We start from the raw sequence: 15460 nt of genomic DNA on the forward strand, positions 1-15460 counted from the left end.
CCGCCCCTCAGGGGCGCACCACCTTGGCCGCCAGCGCGACAAATGTCTCGCGTTCTTCGGCTGTCAGGGGGGCCAGGATGTCGTCCTGAAACGCTGCCACGAGGGGCGAAAGCGCCGCGAGCCGCGCGCGTCCCGCCTCTGTGGGCTCCACCAGCCGCGCGCGCCTGTCGTGCGGGCTTGGATGACGGACGACCAGCTTTTTCTGCTCCAGCCGATCGATCACACCGCCGATCGTGGCCTTGTCATAGCCGATCCGTGCGGCAATGGCTGCCTGATCCATGCCCGGGTTGGCCGCGACGGCATCCAGAGCCGCGAACTGCACCGGCGTCATATCCTGCCCCGCTTCCTGCATGCAGCGCGAGAAGGTCCGCGTCGACATCTGGTGGAGCCGCCGGATCAGGTGCCCCGGCATGTATCGGACGTCCGGCATCGCCTATCCTCCCGCGCAGTTGATAAGTGTACTTACCACTATTGACGACAGATGGTAAGTACAACTACTACTTCGCGCATCGGGAGGGCGCCATGCAATATCATCTGAACGGATACCGCACCGGTGATCCCGCGATTTCGCCGGCCGTCGACAGGCCCGCTGCCCGCGATGCGGTCGATGTGCTGATCGTCGGCTGCGGCCCCGCGGGGCTGACGCTGGCCGCGCAACTGTCCTGCTTTGCCGACATCACGACACGGATCGTCGACAGAAAGGCCGGCCCGCTGGAAGTCGGCCAGGCCGACGGAATCGCCTGTCGCTCGATGGAAATGTTCGAGGCTTTCGGTTTTGCCGAAAAGGTCGCCAAGGAGGCCTACTGGGTGAACGAGGTCGCGTTCTGGCGACCGGACGCCGGGACCGGGCAGATCGCCCGCGCCGACCGCATCCTCGACACCGAAGAGGGATTGTCGGAATTTCCGCACGTGATCCTCAACCAGGCCCGGGTGCACGATTTCTACCTCGAACACATGCGCAACGGCCCTGCGCGGCTGTCGCCGGACTACAATCTTGCGCTTGTCTCCCTCACACGGACCACGGACGCGGATCATCCTGTCGAAGCGGTGTTCGACCGGCTTGACGCGCCCGGCACGCAGGAAACCGTCCGCGCCCGTTTTGTCATCGGCTGTGACGGTGCGCGCAGCACTGTCCGTGCGCAGATGGGTCACCGCCTGAAGGGCGAGGCCGCCCGTCAGCTCTGGGGCGTGATGGACATCCTCGCGGTCACCGATTTTCCCGACATCCGGTTGAAATGCGCCATCCAGTCCGCCGATCAGGGCAGCCTGCTGATCATCCCCCGCGAAGGCGGCTACATGGTGCGGATGTACATCGAACTGGATTCACTGCGGGGCGATGAACGCCCCGCCGACCGCAACCTGACGGCAGATGCGCTGGTCGCCAAGGCCCGCGCGATCCTTTCCCCGCATCGGCTGGAGGTCAGAGAGGTGGCCTGGTGGTCCGCCTACGAAATCGGCCAACGTGTGTGCGACGGTTTCGACGATGTGCCAGATGGCGCGCGGGGGGCGCGTGTCCCGAGGATCTTCATCGCGGGAGACGCCTGCCACACCCACAGTCCCAAGGCCGGACAGGGCATGAACGTCTCGATGGCCGATGCCTTCAACCTCGGCTGGAAACTGGCCGCCGTGCTGCGCGGGCAGGCCCACCCTGCCCTGCTGGACAGCTACTCCAACGAACGCCGCGCCAAGGCGCAGGAACTGATCGACTTCGACAGGGACATGGCCCGTCTGTTCAGCGAAAAGCCCAAATCGGCGGCGGAGGCGGCGCGGTTCCAGGCCTACTTCCGCAAGCACGGCCGTTACACCGCCGGGGTCGAAACCCGATACGCCCCTTCTGCGCTGACCGCCGATGACACTCATCAGGGCCTCGCGCCGGGTCTGCCCATCGGGATGCGCTTTCACTCGGCCCCGGTGATCCGGCTTGCCGATGCAAGGCCGATGGAACTGGCCCATGTGGCCAAGGCGGATGGCCGCTGGCGGCTTTTCACCTTTGCGGGGCGCGGGGACGATGGCGCGCGCGGCAGCGCGACGGCGCGGTTGTGTGAGGCGCTTTCCAACCTGATCGAACCCGCCGCGCCCGACGCCCTGCTTGATCTGCGCGCCGTGTTCCAGCAGCCGCACCGCGACCTCGGGATCGAACGGATGCCGCCGCTCCTGCTGCCGCGCAAGGGACGCTACGGTCTGATCGACTACGAGAAGATCTTTGCCGCCGATCCCCGTGACGGGCGAAACATCTACACGCTGCGACAGATCGACCGGGAAAACGGCGCGATGGTACTGGTACGCCCCGACCAGCACGTCGCGGCCCTCCTGCCGTTCGGCGACATGCCCGCGCTGCGTGCCTTTCTCGACCGCTCGCCGCTGATCCTGCCGCGCCGCGCCTAAAGCTCCCTTGCCCAGGGTGGATTGGCGCCCGCGCGGGACACGGTGACCGCCGCCACCCGCGCCCCGAACCGGAGCGCCGCGCCGATCGCCTCGGGCGACAGGCGCCGAAGGGTGTCTTTCCGCAGCAGCCCCTGTTCGGACAGGCTGGCGAGGACACCGGCGTTGAAGGTATCGCCCGCGCCCACCGTATCGACGACCGTGGCGGGCACGGCCGGCACCGCGACCTCGTCACCCTGCGCCGTATAGGCGATGGCACCCTCGCCGCCCCGCGTCATCACCAACAGCGACGGCCCACTTTCCAGCACCGCCGCAACCTTGTCCCGTTGCGGCATCGGGTCCGGATGAAGCCAGGCCAGATCCTCGTCCGAGACCTTGACGATGTCGGTCCGCGCCAGCATCTCGTCCAGACGCTGGCGAAAGCGCCCCTCGTCCCGGATGAAACCGGGGCGAATGTTCGGGTCCAGCGTCACGGCGCGGTCGTCTCCCATCCCGGCGAGCAGCGAAGCATAGGTATCGGCGCAGGGCTCGCAGGCGAGGCTGATCCCCCCGAAATACAGCGCGCTCACCCCCTCGCCCACCGGTGGCAGCTCTTGCGGGGACAGCATGCGCCCGGCCGAATTCTCGTCGTAGAAGAGATAGCTGGCATGGCCCTGCTTCAGTTCCACGAAGGCCAGCGTGGTCGGCCGGTCGACCCGCGCGACATGCGCGGTATCCACCCCGTTCTCCTCCAGCGCGGACGCCAGCATGGCGCCGAACCTGTCCATCGAGATCCCGGTCAGCATCCCGGCCGGAACGCCAAGCCGCCCCAGCGCGATCGCCGTGTTGAACACGGCACCACCGACGTGGGGCCGGAAGCCGCCTTGCTCCGCAGCGCCGGCGATGGGCAGCATGTCGATCAGGGCCTCGCCCGCGCACAGAATCATCGAAACCTCCTCCGCGAAACGCCCGCGCCTCGGCAATGGGCGATGTTATCGCTATCGTGGATGAAAGTGCCCCCTGCCGATGTCAACGGCAAATCGGCGGGATGGACGGCCTGTCGGGCGGCGCCGGACCGCCCGCGCGCGCACCGGCCCTTGCGCCGCCGGGCGACATGATGTCCGATGCCCGCACGTCGGGACCGGCCCCGGCACAGATACAGAACACCAGGAATTCCGCCCATGACGATCGTCACTCACGCCTGCACCCCCTTCGAGGGACAGAAACCCGGCACTTCGGGCCTGCGAAAGAAAACCCGCGTCTTCATGGAGCCGGGGTATGTCGAATGTTTCGTACAGGCCATCTTCAACGCCATCGACGGGGCCGAGGGGAAAACCTTCGTTGTCGGGGGCGACGGTCGGTATTTCAACGCCGAGACGATCCAGACCATCCTGCGCATGGCCTCGGCCAACGGGGCGAAGCGTGCCATCGTCGGCCAGAATGGCCTGCTGTCGACGCCAGCCGCCTCCCATCTCATCCGGAAACGGGGCGCGCAGGGCGGCCTGATCCTGTCCGCCAGCCACAACCCCGGCGGGATCGACGCGGATTTCGGGCTGAAATACAACGTCTCGAACGGCGGTCCCGCGCCGGAAAGCGTGACCTCGGCCATCTTCGAGCAGACCACGCAGATCGAAAGCTTCAGGACGCTGGACACCGAGGATATCGACCTCTCCGACCTGGGCGAGAGCAAGCTCGGCGAGATGAAGGTCGAGATCGTGGACCCTGTCGCCGACTACGCCAAGCTGATGGAGAAAATCTTCGACTTCGACGCCATCAAGGCGCTGTTCCAGGCAGGCTTCACCATGCGTTTCGACGCGATGCACGCCGTGACCGGCCCTTATGCCAAGGCCATTCTCGAAGACAAGCTGGGGGCGCCCGAGGGCACGGTGCTGAACGGTCGGCCCTCGGTGGATTTCGGCAAGGGTCATCCCGACCCGAACCCGATCTGGGCCAAGGCGCTGGTGGACATGGTGATGGAGGACGAGGGACCGGATTTCGCCGCCGCCTCCGACGGCGACGGCGATCGCAACATGATCCTTGGGCGCGGGATCTATGTCACGCCGTCCGACAGCCTGGCGGTTCTCGCCGCCAATGCGCATCTCGCGCCGGGATATGCGGACGGCATCGCGGGCGTCGCGCGCTCCATGCCCACCAGCCGCGCCTGTGACCGCGTGGCCGACGCCATGGGCATCGCCTGCTTCGAAACGCCGACAGGATGGAAATTCTTCGGCAACCTGCTGGACGCGGGCAAGGTCACCCTCTGCGGCGAGGAAAGCGCGGGCACCGGCAGCGACCACGTGCGCGAGAAGGACGGGCTTTGGGCGGTGCTGCTGTGGCTGAACATCATCGCGGTCAAGGGGCAGTCGGTCCTGCACATCCTGCGCGATCACTGGAAGGAATACGGCCGCAACTATTATTCCCGCCACGATTTCGAGGCGGTCGATGCGGCGGGCGCGGCAGACCTGATGTCGGCGCTGGAGGCAGCCCTTCCGGACCTTCCCGGCCAAAGCGTCGCGGGTCTGCGGATCGAAGAAGCCGACCAGTTCTCCTATCACGATCCGGTGGACGGATCGGTCAGCCGGAATCAGGGCTTGCGGATCACCTTCGAAGGCGGCGCGCGCGGCGTTCTGCGCCTGTCCGGAACGGGAACGGAGGGCGCGACCTTGCGCGTCTACCTCGAACGTTACGAACCCCCAGAGGGCGATCTCGAGATCGAAACGCAGGCGGCGCTTGCGCAGGTCGCGGCGGCGGTGGCCACACTTTGCGATCTGGAAAAGCACACCGGCCGGACCAAACCAGACGTCATGACCTGACCGCGGGTTCGGTCAGAACAGATCCTTGAGCGCGGCAAAAAGTTCGGCCTGCGAAGAGATGTCCAGCTTGCGATAGATATTGCGGCGATGGACCTTGACCGTCTCCCGCGCGATGCCAAGATCGAGCGCCGCCGAAAGGTTGGAATGCCCCTGCAGGATCAGCGCCGCAAGCTGCGCCTCGCGCCGGGTCAGCGTCTTTCCCGACAGGTCGGTGACGTGACCGCGGATCATCACGTCCAGCGGACGCTGGGCCGGCGGCGCCGCCTGTCCCCTCGCCTGTTCCCGGCGGTATTCGCAGTACTGGCGGAGCAGTTCCAGCAGCAGCGGGCTGTAGTGGCGCAGGCACTGGATTTCCCGACGCTTGAAGCTGCCGTGCCCGGCCTGACGGCTCATCGACAGGTGCCCCGTGGCCCCGTCCGTCAGATCGACAAGCAGGCCGATCTCGTCGTGGATCTCCGTCCGGCGGTAGTATTGCAGGTAGTATTCGCCGGAAAAGAACCGGTCCGGCGCGATCTCCGACAACCGATAGAGCGCGCCGGGCGAGGCACGTTTGCGCATCTGGAAGAAGGGGTCGAGCCGGTAACTCCCGTCAAGATAATGCTGGGGATAGGCCGTCTTGAGCGAATGGTCGGCCAGCCAGCTGTCCAGCGCGAGGGGCGTCCCGCTGTCGCTGAACTGCAGGATCAGGAAGGTATCGAACCGGACCCGCGCGCGCAGAAGGTTCCGGAACCTGCGAAAGAACGATTCGCTCTGGACATGCGCCATCGCACCTTGCAGGCGCATCACGTCCCCGGGTCTGAGTACTTCCACCATTTCTAACCCCAAACAGACTAATAATTAGCCGATGAATAACCCTGTGGGGGTATTTTTTCACCCGAAAGAATCCCGCAATCATTCATTTGCATGGTATTCGCCCAACGATTGGGCGACCCTGAAGATGACTAGAACGGGGGAACGCTCAAAGTGGCGACAGCCATCAGTATACGCAATCTGCGCAAGGTCTATCCCGGGCAGCCGCCCGTGGTCGCGCTGGCCGATGCAAGCATCGACATCAGCGACAACGAATTCTTTACCCTGCTCGGGCCCTCCGGCTGCGGCAAGACGACCCTGCTGAGGATGATCGCAGGGTTCGAACACCCCACGGCGGGAACCCTCACCATGCACGGAGAGAACCTGCTGAACCTGCCGCCCTACAAGCGCCCGGTGAACACCGTCTTCCAGAGCTACGCCCTGTTCCCGCACCTGACGGTCGCCCAGAACATCGGCTTCGGATTGGAAATGCTGGGCAAGCCCAAGGCCGAGATCAGGAAAACCGTGGACGAGATGATGGCCCTTGTGAAGATGACCGAGATGGCGGACCGCCAGACCGGGCAGATTTCCGGCGGGCAGCAGCAGCGCGTGGCCCTTGCGCGCGCGCTCGCCCCCAAGCCGCGGGTTCTCCTGCTGGACGAACCTCTCAGCGCGCTGGACTTCAAGCTGCGCAAGGACATGCAGCTGGAACTGAAGCGGCTGCAGACAGAGACCGGCATCACCTTCGTGTTCGTCACCCACGACCAGGAAGAGGCGCTGACCATGTCGGACCGCATCGCCGTGATGAGCGCCGGCGAGATCCGCCAGATCGGGAACCCCCGGCAGATCTACGACCAGCCCGCCGAAAGGTTCGTGGCGGATTTCATCGGCGACACCAATTTCCTGCCCGCCGAGGTGACGGACATCAGCGGCGACACCGCGACGGTGCGGCTGTCCTCGGGCAAGCAGATCGCGGCACGCGCGGCCAAGAGCGGCGAGGGCAAGGGCAAGGTCACCCTCGCGATCCGCCCCGAGCATGCCAGCATCGGCCCCGAAGCGGACGGCCTGCTGGGGGGTGCACTGCGCGAAGTCGTCTATTTCGGAACGGATACGCATTACCACGTCGCGCTGGATGACGGGACGGGCTTCGTCGTACGTCAGCAGAACCGCCCCGACGCGCCGGCGACCTTCTCTGCCGGTGACAGGGTGGGCGTGCATTTCGGTCCGGGCATCGGCCAGGTTCTGAGGGACTGACGCGATGGCCGACCTCTCCTCCGCCGCCGATGCACGCGCCAGCCGCCGCCGCTGGCTCCTGCTGGCCCCCGCGCTTTTCATCCTCGTGTTCGCCGCCGCCGGTCCGCTGCTGATCACGCTGGTCTATTCCTTCCTGTCACCGGGCGACTACGGCGGCGTGGAATACGAACCCTCGCTGCAGGCGTGGTTCAACGTCTTCATGGAACGTGACATCTTCGAGGACACGCTGGGCTGGTCGGATGCGCACCTGAGCATCTTCTGGCGGTCCGTGAAGCTCTCGCTGCTGACGACCGTTCTCTGCCTCTTCTTCGGCTTTCCGACGGCCTATTTCATCGCCACACGACCGAAGAAGCAGCGCGACCTGTGGATGCTGCTGATCATCATTCCGTTCTGGACCAATCTGCTGATCCGCACATTTGCGATTGTCGAGCTGATCCGCGCCGAAGGCACCTTGAACACCTTGCTGCTGTGGATCGGGGCCATCGACGCACCGATCCAGATGCTTTTCACCGAATTCTCGATCCTACTGGGCATGGTCTATGTCTACCTGCCGCTGATGGTCCTGCCGCTGTATGCATCCATGGAACGGCTTGATTTCAGCCTCGTCGAGGCGGGGTACGATCTTTACGCCACGCGGCTGCAAGTCCTGCGCCGGGTGATCCTGCCGCTGGTGAAACCGGGCGTGATCGCGGGCTCGATCCTCGTGTTCGTCCCCTCGCTGGGCGCCTACGTGACACCCCGCGTCATGGGCGGCGGCAACCAGCTGATGATCGGCAACCTGATCGAGCTGCAGTTCGGCCAGGGCCGCAACTGGCCGCTGGGTGCGGCCCTGTCCATCACCCTGCTTGCGATCGTCATGGTGGCACTGCTCGCCTACGTCCGGGCCGCCGGCAACCAGGAGCCGCACCGTGTCTAAGGGTTTCAACATCAGCCGTCAGACCGGCTTCACCACCATCGCGATGATCTGTTTCGTGCTGCTCTACATGCCGATCATCCTGCTGGTGATCTATTCCTTCAACGCGGGCACCTCCATCGCCATCTGGGAAGGGTTTTCCTGGCGCTGGTACCAGTCCGCCTGGGAAAACGACCGGGTGCAGGAGGCGACGATCCGCAGTCTCGTCATCGCGCTCTGGGCCTCGGGTATCTCCACCACCTGCGCGGTACTGGCGGCCCTTGCCACGACCCGCACCCGCAAGTTCAAGGGGCAGGCGATGGTCTTTGCCATGATCAACCAGCCGCTGATGGTGCCCGAGATCGTGACCGCCGTGGCGCTGCTGATCTTTTTCGCCATGATCAAAGTCGCCACGGGCTACACCGGCCTGGCCTACCTCATCATCGCGCACTCCGCCTTCTGCATCCCCTTTGCGTACCTGCCGATCCGGGCGCGCCTGCAGGGAATGGACCTGAGCCTCGAACAGGCCGCGGCCGATCTCTACGCGACACCCTTCCAGGTGTTCCGCCGGGTCACGCTGCCCCAGCTCTGGCCGGGCATCCTGGCCGGGGCGATGCTCGCCTTCGTGATTTCGCTGGACGATGTGGTGATCACGGAGTTTGTTAAATCCGCAGGGCAGGATACGCTGCCCACCTACATGCTCGGCCAGTTGCGGCGGGTGGTCACGCCAGAGATCAACGCGATCTCGACCGTGCTGCTCGGGATCTCGGTGATCTTTGTCATCGCGTTCACCGTGCTGGGCAAAATCAAGAACTAGATCAACGGGAGCGATAACATGACACGCACACTCACGGCCCTGACACTGGTGCTGGCCACACCGGCCTTTGCCGAAGGACAGCTGAACATCTACAACTGGGGCAACTACACCAGCCCCGAGATGATCGACAAGTTCGAGGAAGAGACCGGCATCAAGGTCACGGTCACCGACTACGACAGCAATGACACCGCGCTCGCCAAGATCAAGGCGGGCGGTCACGGCTTCGACATCGTCGTGCCCTCGGGCACCTACGTGCCCATCTTCATCGAGGAAGGGCTGCTGATGGAAAGCAAGCCCAACGAGATGGAGAACTTCAAGAACATGGACCCGCAGTGGGTCGACGTCGAATTCGATCCGGGCCGGAACTACACCGTGCCGTGGCAGTGGGGCACCGTCGGCGTGACGGTGAACACCTCGGTCTATGACGGCGACATCAACACCGCCGCCGTGATCTTCGACCCGCCCGAAGAACTGAAGGGCAAGATCAACGTGGTGCCCGAAATGAACGACGTCATGGGCATGGCGATCCATTATGTGGGCGGCGAACAATGCACCGCGGACAAGGAAGTCCTGAAAAAAGTGCGCGACACGCTGGTCGAGGCCAAGAAGGACTGGCTGTCGATGGACTACGGCAACATCGAGAAATACGCCAAGGGCGACATTTCCGCGGGCGTGAACTGGAACGGCGCATCGTTCCGCTCGCGCAACCTGAACGAGGACATCGCCTTCGGCTATCCGCAGGAAGGCTACCCGGTCTGGATGGACAACGCCGCGATCCTCGCCGACGCGCAGAACGTGGAAGAGGCCAAGACCTTCCTCAACTTCATCATGGATCCCGAGAACGCCGCGATGCTGTCCGAGTTCGCGCGCTATGCCAACGGCATCAAGGGCTCCGAGGAGTTCATGCCCGAGGACATGAAGTCCGCGCCCGAAGTGGTGGTGCCCGAAGAGCTGAAGGGGGCCGCCTACGTGGCCAAGACCTGCCCGCCCGAGGCGACGAAGATCTATACCGCCATCTGGACCGAACTTCAGAAGTAAGACCGCCGGCAGCCGGGGCACGCTCCCGGCTGCCGTTTCGCACCCGGAGTTGCTGGGCAACTCCGCCCCGGTTTCTTCGAAGAAACCGGCACCTTCCTCCACGGAGCTTAGAATGACCCCCGACATCATCGTTCACAACGGCAAGCTGTTGACCTTCGATCCCGACCGGCCCGAGGCACAGGCGCTCGCGATCACCGGCGGCACGTTGACGGCCGTCGGCACGGATGCGGAAATCACCGCGTTGGCCGGCGATGACACGCGCATGATCGACGCGGGCGGCGGCACCGTGCTGCCGGGCCTGATCGACAGCCACGTGCACCTTTTCGGCGGGTCTGTGGAACTGACCAGCCTCAGCCTCTACGGCGTGCATGGGCTCGAGGAGATGACGCGGGCGATCCGCCCCTTCGCCGAGCAGAACCCCGACGACGACCTCGTGTTCTGCGTGATGGCGGACTACGGGATCCTCGGGACCGGGCGCACGCTCACGCGTCATGACCTGGATACCATTCTGCCGGACCGCCCCCTCGCCATGTTCGCCCCCGACCATCACACGGTCTGGGCCAACACCGCGGCGCTCGAGGCCGCGGGCCTCCTGCAGGGCGGCGAAGTCGACGCGGGTTCCGAGATCGTGATGGGCGACGACGGGCTGGCCAACGGCGAACTTCTGGAACCCGGCGCCTACGGTCCGGTGCTGGCGCTGACCCGCCATGCCGGACGCGAGATGATGGGCCTGACCACGGGCAAGGACCCCGTCCCGGCGCCGACCCCCGAACAGCGGGAAATGGACAAGGACGTGATCGCGAAGGGACTGGCCCACTGCGCGGCGCAGGGGATCACCGGTCTGCACCTGATGGACGGCAACGTCTACCAGCTGGAACTGCTGGGCGAACTCGAAGCCGAGGGCCGTCTGCTGTGCCGCTGCATGGTCCCCTTCCATTTCAAGGGAACCGACCCGATCGACCGCATCGCCGCCGAGGGTGTGCCGATGCTCAGGCGTTTCACCGGCGACAAGGTCTGGTGCGGCCACATGAAGATGTTCATCGACGGCGTGATCGAAAGCGGCACCGCGCTGATGCTGCGCCCCTATCCCGGCGACATGGGCAAGGACGGGAACACCGGTGACGAGGTCTTTACCCAGGATCACTTCGTCGCCGCCGCGACGGAGGCGGACAAACACGGCTTTCAGATCGCCGTCCACGCGATCGGGGACGCGGGCGTGCGCCGCACGATTGACGCCTACGCCGCCGCCCGCAAGGCGAACGGTGCCCGCGACAGCCGCCACCGCATCGAACACCTCGAGGTCATGCACCTCGACGACATCCCCCGGCTTGCGGAACTCGGCATCGTCGCCTCGATCCAGCCGGGGCACGCGCCACGCGGGCATATCTTCCCGCCGGACGCGGTGGGCAAGTACCTGCACGACGACCAGGTCGCGGGGGCCTATCCGTGGCAGGACATTCGCGATACCGGCGCGCGTGTCGTGTTTTCCACCGACTGGCCGGTGATCCCGGTCGACGTGATGCCGAACATCAAGGCGGCGATCGCCCCGCTCGACCTTGGCAAGGAGTGGCGCGACCAGACGCAAAGCCTTCACGACACGCTCGCCAGCTACACCCGTGACAACGCCTGGGTCGAGTTCAACGAAGACCGCAAGGGTCAGCTCAAGCCGGGCATGATGGCCGACGTCGCCGTGATGAGCCACGATCTCGCGGCGCTCGCCCCCGCGGACATCACCCGGGCGCGGGCAGAGGTGACGATCTGCGATGGCAAGGTGACGTTCGAACGGGGCTGACCCCGACCGTCAACGCCCCTATAACGGCCCGACAATGCCAGACCGTCCGGACAGGGAACGATGACAGAGAACAGAGTGATGATTGCCGGGGGCGGCATCGGCGGCCTTGCCCTCGGCCTGACGCTGCACCAGATCGGGGTGCCGTTTACCATTTTCGAATCGGTGGCCGCGCTGCGCCCGCTGGGCGTGGGCATCAACCTCCAGCCCAACGCGGTGCGCGAACTCTTTGAAATGGGAATCACCGCCGCGGAACTCGACAGGGTCGGCGTTCCGGCCCGTGAATGGGCGCTCGTGGGCCAGCTGGGGCAGGAAATCTACGCCGAGCCGCGCGGCCTGCTGGCGGGCTACAACTGGCCGCAGTACGCGATGCACCGGGGCCAGCTCCAGATGCTGCTGGCGCAGCTGCTGATGGATCGCGCCGGACCGGACGCGATCAGGCTGGGCAGCCGCGTGACCGGATACGAGACGGCCGATGGCGGCGGTGTGACCGCGATCGTCAGTGACGCCGACGGCACGCAACGGCGCGAGCGCGGCAGGCTGCTGATCGGGGCGGACGGAATACACTCGCGGGTGCGCGCGCAGATGCACCCCGACCAGCCCCCGATCCACTGGGGCGGTGCCGTCATGTGGCGCGGCACCAGCATGGTGAAGCCCGTGCGCACCGGCTCGTCCTTCATCGGGCTGGGCACGCACCGGCAGCGCATGGTGATCTATCCGATATCCGCGCCCGACCCGGACACCGGCCTGGCACAGGTCAACTGGATCGCCGAAGTGACGCTGGACGACCCCAGCGCCCGGGACAACATCGGCTGGTTCCGACAGGTCGAGGTCGAGGATTTCGCCCATCATTTCGACGACTGGGTCTACGACTGGCTCGACGTGCCCGCGCTCCTGCGCGGGGCCGAGGTCGCCTACGAGAACCCGATGATCGACAGGGACCCTGTGGACACCTGGGTCGATGGCCCGGTGGCGCTGATGGGGGATGCGGCCCACGCGATGTATCCGACCGGTTCCAACGGGGCGAGCCAGGCGATCGTCGATGCACGCGAACTGGGCGCGGCCTTCCTCGCCCATGGCCTGACGCCCGGGGCGCTGGCGGCCTTCGACGCGAAACTCTGCGCGCCGATCTCGGCCCTGATCCTGCGCAACAGGGGCGCGGGGCCCTTCGGGCTGCTGAACATGGTGAACGACCGCTGCGGCGGCGAATTCGACGACATCGACGCGGTGATCCCCCCGGCCGAGCGGGCCGAGTTCATGGCCAAGTACAAGGCCGCCGCCGGCTTTGCCATCGACGCGCTGAACACGGCCGGCCCGACCATCCCCGACGGCGCACGGGTGGACTGAACGGTGCTGCAGGACCTGGTGGACCGGATCAGGGCGACCCCTCACCGGGGCCGTCGCCGCCTCGTGGCGGTCACGGGCGCACCGGGTAGCGGCAAATCCACCCTTGCCGGTTTGCTGGCAGCCGCCGACCCGACCTTCGCCCTTGTCCCGATGGACGGCTTCCACCTCGACAACGCGGTCCTGCGACCACGTGGCCTGCTGGCGCGCAAGGGCGCGCCGGAAACCTTCGACGTTGCCGGTTTCACCCATCTTGTCGCGCGCCTCGCGCGGGAAGACGAGGTGATCCACCCCACCTTCGACCGCGCGCTCGACAGGGCCGTCGCCGGCAGCGGCGTCGTTGGCCCTTTCACACGCACCGCCATCGTCGAAGGCAATTATCTGCTGCTGGACCGGCCGGAATGGCGGGACCTGGCGGGCATGTGGGATCTCTCGATCCGGCTGGATGTCAGCCTCGCCACGCTGGAGACGCGGCTGACGCAGCGCTGGCTGACCCACGGTCACACCCCGCAGGCCGCCGCCGAAAAGGTCCGGCACAACGACTTGCCCAACGCCGAACTGGTGGTCGCGGCGGCGCTGCCTGCCGACATCACGCTGACGCCCGGCGACCTGCCCGCGCCCTAGACCGGGTTCAGCGGGGCCCCGTCTTCGAAGAACGCGACGAGGTTCGCCACCGCCATCCTGCCCATGTCCTCGCGCACCTCCAGCGTCGAGGTGCCCAGATGCGGCAACAGGGTGACGTTTTCCATGTCGCGCAGGGCCCGCGGCACCTTCGGTTCGAACTCGTAGACATCCAGCCCCGCCCCGGCGATCCGGCCCTGCCGCAAGGCGTCGATCAGCTCCGCTTCGTCCACCACGTCCCCGCGGGAGATATTGACGAGGCAGGCGTGGCGCTGCATCGCCGCCAGCGCCGCGGTGTCGATCAGGTGATGCGTCTGCGGCGTCGCGGGCACGGCAAGGACCACCACGTCGGCCGCGCCAAGCACCTCCTCCAGACGGTCCAGCCGTGTTGCCTCGAACGGCAGGTCCGTCACCGCAGACCGGTTGTAGAAGACCACCTTCATCCCGAACCCCATCGCGGCACGTTGCGCGATGGCCTTGCCGATGCGCCCCATCCCGACGACGCCCAGCGTCTTGCCGGTCACGTGCATCCCCAGAAGCTGGGTGGGATGCCAGCCCGGCCAATCGCCGCTGCGCACCAGCCGCTCCCCCTCGCCCGCCCGCCGGCAGGTCATCAGCATCAGCGTGATCGCAATGTCGGCGGTCGCATCCGTGACCGCGCCTGGCGTGTTGCTGACCGCGACCCCCGCGGCGCAGGCCGCCTCCGCGTCGATATGGTTATAGCCCACGCCGAAGTTGGCGATGATCCGGCACCGCGGCGTCCCGTCGAAGAACGACGCGTCGAAGGTATCTCCCAGCGTGGCGAGCACCCCGTCGAACCCGGCCAGCGCGCGGGCCTTCTCCTCTGCCGTCAGCGGCAGGGTTTCCGACCGCACCTCGACATCGAAATGCCGCCGCGCCTCGGCCACCACATTCTCCGGCAATGGCCGCGTGATCAGTATTTTCGGCATGTCGTCCTCCGGCTGGTCCGCCGCCTTCATAGCCGGGCGGACCGCCGGAAACCACGCCGCTTTCGCTTCTTTATGCCCCAAATACTCCGGCGACCGGCCCGACGCCGCGCGACATGCGGATAACGCGAACCCGCGGGTTTCAGGCCAGGGCCGCCGCCTCGCGCGCAAGCTCGGTGATCGCGCGCCAGTCTCCAACGCGGACCAGATCGGCAGGCGCCACCCAGCTGCCCCCGGCACAGACCACGTTCGGCAGCCGCAGGTACTGCGCCGCGTTCGACGGGCTGACCCCACCCGTAGGGCAGAAGGAAATCTGCGGAAGCGGACCACCAAGCGATTTCAGCAGGGCGGCCCCGCCGGCCGCCTCGGCGGGAAAGAATTTCAGCATGTCGTATCCGCGCGCCAGCAGGCGCATGGCCTCGCTTGCCGTGGCCGCGCCCGGCAGCATCGGCAGGTCGGCCGCCTCCGTCGCCGCAAGCAGGTCGTCCGTCGCGCCCGGCGACACCCCGAACCGCGCACCGGCCCGGACCGCGTCGGTCACATCCCGCGCGGTGATCAACGTGCCCGCGCCCACGACGCCGCCGTCGACCTTGGCCATCTCGGCAATCGCCGCCAGCGCGGCGTCGGTCCGCAGGGTGACTTCGAGCACCGGCAGCCCGCCCTCCACCAGCGCCTCGGCTAGGGGGCGGGCGTGGGCCACGTCCTCGACCACGAGCACGGGAATGATGGGCGCCATCCGGCACAGGTCACGGGCCGCGCGGCTGCTTTCGGCTGGGGTCATGGTCTGTCTCCCGT

The 15460-nt window shown here is 66.2% G+C and carries 14 protein-coding genes; 9 read left to right on the forward strand and 5 right to left on the reverse strand.

From position 1 onward, the window contains the following. Positions 1 to 7: 7 nt before the first annotated feature. Positions 8 to 430 carry a MarR family winged helix-turn-helix transcriptional regulator gene (locus BOO69_RS14545; RefSeq protein WP_071972830.1) on the reverse strand — a complete coding sequence of 141 codons (423 nt, stop codon included), beginning with the start codon at positions 428 to 430 and terminating at the stop codon, positions 8 to 10. 92 nt (positions 431 to 522) lie between these two features. On the opposite strand from BOO69_RS14545, the gene BOO69_RS14550 reads away from it, so the two are divergent. Then, positions 523 to 2385, forward strand: coding sequence for an FAD-dependent monooxygenase (locus BOO69_RS14550; protein WP_071972831.1), 1863 nt, complete (start codon positions 523 to 525; stop codon positions 2383 to 2385). On the opposite strand, the gene BOO69_RS14555 is transcribed toward BOO69_RS14550, so the two are convergent. Continuing rightward, positions 2382 to 3308: a carbohydrate kinase family protein gene (locus BOO69_RS14555; RefSeq protein WP_071972832.1), complete on the reverse strand. Its 927-nt coding sequence runs from the start codon at positions 3306 to 3308 to the stop codon at positions 2382 to 2384. The genes BOO69_RS14550 and BOO69_RS14555 overlap by 4 nt on opposite strands. Before the next feature lie 234 nt (positions 3309 to 3542). Between BOO69_RS14555 and BOO69_RS14560 the strand changes: the two genes are divergently transcribed. Then, positions 3543 to 5174, forward strand: coding sequence for an alpha-D-glucose phosphate-specific phosphoglucomutase (locus BOO69_RS14560; RefSeq protein WP_071972833.1), 1632 nt, complete (start codon positions 3543 to 3545; stop codon positions 5172 to 5174). Positions 5175 to 5186: 12 nt separating this feature from the next. Here the strand turns inward: BOO69_RS14560 and BOO69_RS14565 are convergent, their stop codons facing one another. Continuing rightward, positions 5187 to 5987, reverse strand: coding sequence for a helix-turn-helix domain-containing protein (locus BOO69_RS14565; protein WP_071972834.1), 801 nt, complete (start codon positions 5985 to 5987; stop codon positions 5187 to 5189). Positions 5988 to 6137: 150 nt separating this feature from the next. Between BOO69_RS14565 and BOO69_RS14570 the strand changes: the two genes are divergently transcribed. The 7 genes from BOO69_RS14570 (at position 6138) to BOO69_RS14600 (ending at position 13721) form a co-directional block, all read left to right on the forward strand. Further along, positions 6138 to 7217 carry an ABC transporter ATP-binding protein gene (locus BOO69_RS14570; RefSeq protein WP_071972835.1) on the forward strand — a complete coding sequence of 360 codons (1080 nt, stop codon included), beginning with the start codon at positions 6138 to 6140 and terminating at the stop codon, positions 7215 to 7217. Positions 7218 to 7221: 4 nt separating this feature from the next. Further along, positions 7222 to 8133: an ABC transporter permease gene (locus BOO69_RS14575; protein ID WP_071972836.1), complete on the forward strand. Its 912-nt coding sequence runs from the start codon at positions 7222 to 7224 to the stop codon at positions 8131 to 8133. Further along, entirely contained in the window at positions 8126 to 8926 is an 801-nt protein-coding gene (locus BOO69_RS14580; protein ID WP_071972837.1) for an ABC transporter permease, read from the forward strand. The genes BOO69_RS14575 and BOO69_RS14580 overlap by 8 nt, the downstream gene beginning before the upstream one ends. Positions 8927 to 8944: 18 nt before the next feature. Then, positions 8945 to 9964 (forward strand): ABC transporter substrate-binding protein, encoded by a 1020-nt coding sequence (locus BOO69_RS14585; RefSeq protein WP_071972838.1) that lies wholly within the window; start codon positions 8945 to 8947, stop codon positions 9962 to 9964. A gap of 112 nt (positions 9965 to 10076) precedes the next feature. Further along, complete coding sequence (locus tag BOO69_RS14590) at positions 10077 to 11756, forward strand: amidohydrolase (protein ID WP_071972839.1); 1680 nt, start codon at positions 10077 to 10079, stop codon at positions 11754 to 11756. A gap of 60 nt (positions 11757 to 11816) precedes the next feature. Continuing rightward, positions 11817 to 13100 carry a flavin-dependent oxidoreductase gene (locus BOO69_RS14595; protein ID WP_071972840.1) on the forward strand — a complete coding sequence of 428 codons (1284 nt, stop codon included), beginning with the start codon at positions 11817 to 11819 and terminating at the stop codon, positions 13098 to 13100. Between the two features lie 3 nt (positions 13101 to 13103). Next, positions 13104 to 13721 carry a nucleoside/nucleotide kinase family protein gene (locus BOO69_RS14600; RefSeq protein WP_237267482.1) on the forward strand — a complete coding sequence of 206 codons (618 nt, stop codon included), beginning with the start codon at positions 13104 to 13106 and terminating at the stop codon, positions 13719 to 13721. On the opposite strand, the gene BOO69_RS14605 is transcribed toward BOO69_RS14600, so the two are convergent. Together BOO69_RS14605 and eda are read right to left on the reverse strand one after the other, a co-directional pair. Beyond that, a complete protein-coding gene (locus tag BOO69_RS14605; protein WP_418361294.1) occupies positions 13718 to 14698 on the reverse strand; it encodes a 2-hydroxyacid dehydrogenase in 981 nt (326 codons plus the stop codon). The genes BOO69_RS14600 and BOO69_RS14605 overlap by 4 nt on opposite strands. Before the next feature lie 109 nt (positions 14699 to 14807). After that, positions 14808 to 15446 carry a bifunctional 4-hydroxy-2-oxoglutarate aldolase/2-dehydro-3-deoxy-phosphogluconate aldolase gene (eda, locus tag BOO69_RS14610; protein WP_071972841.1) on the reverse strand — a complete coding sequence of 213 codons (639 nt, stop codon included), beginning with the start codon at positions 15444 to 15446 and terminating at the stop codon, positions 14808 to 14810. Positions 15447 to 15460 lie beyond the last annotated feature (14 nt).

This window comes from Sulfitobacter alexandrii (assembly GCF_001886735.1).
In the GTDB taxonomy this organism is placed as follows: domain Bacteria; phylum Pseudomonadota; class Alphaproteobacteria; order Rhodobacterales; family Rhodobacteraceae; genus Sulfitobacter; species Sulfitobacter alexandrii.

Coding starts and splice junctions, on each gene's coding strand:
- BOO69_RS14575 (WP_071972836.1), top strand. CDS start 7,222: ATGGCCGACCTCTCCTCCGCCGCCGATGCACGCGCCAGCCGCCGCCGC.
- BOO69_RS14590 (WP_071972839.1), top strand. CDS start 10,077: ATGACCCCCGACATCATCGTTCACAACGGCAAGCTGTTGACCTTCGAT.
- BOO69_RS14585 (WP_071972838.1), top strand. CDS start 8,945: ATGACACGCACACTCACGGCCCTGACACTGGTGCTGGCCACACCGGCC.
- eda (WP_071972841.1), bottom strand. CDS start 15,446: ATGACCCCAGCCGAAAGCAGCCGCGCGGCCCGTGACCTGTGCCGGATG.
- BOO69_RS14555 (WP_071972832.1), bottom strand. CDS start 3,308: ATGATTCTGTGCGCGGGCGAGGCCCTGATCGACATGCTGCCCATCGCC.
- BOO69_RS14605 (WP_418361294.1), bottom strand. CDS start 14,698: ATGAAGGCGGCGGACCAGCCGGAGGACGACATGCCGAAAATACTGATC.
- BOO69_RS14560 (WP_071972833.1), top strand. CDS start 3,543: ATGACGATCGTCACTCACGCCTGCACCCCCTTCGAGGGACAGAAACCC.
- BOO69_RS14595 (WP_071972840.1), top strand. CDS start 11,817: ATGACAGAGAACAGAGTGATGATTGCCGGGGGCGGCATCGGCGGCCTT.
- BOO69_RS14545 (WP_071972830.1), bottom strand. CDS start 430: ATGCCGGACGTCCGATACATGCCGGGGCACCTGATCCGGCGGCTCCAC.
- BOO69_RS14565 (WP_071972834.1), bottom strand. CDS start 5,987: ATGGTGGAAGTACTCAGACCCGGGGACGTGATGCGCCTGCAAGGTGCG.
- BOO69_RS14550 (WP_071972831.1), top strand. CDS start 523: ATGCAATATCATCTGAACGGATACCGCACCGGTGATCCCGCGATTTCG.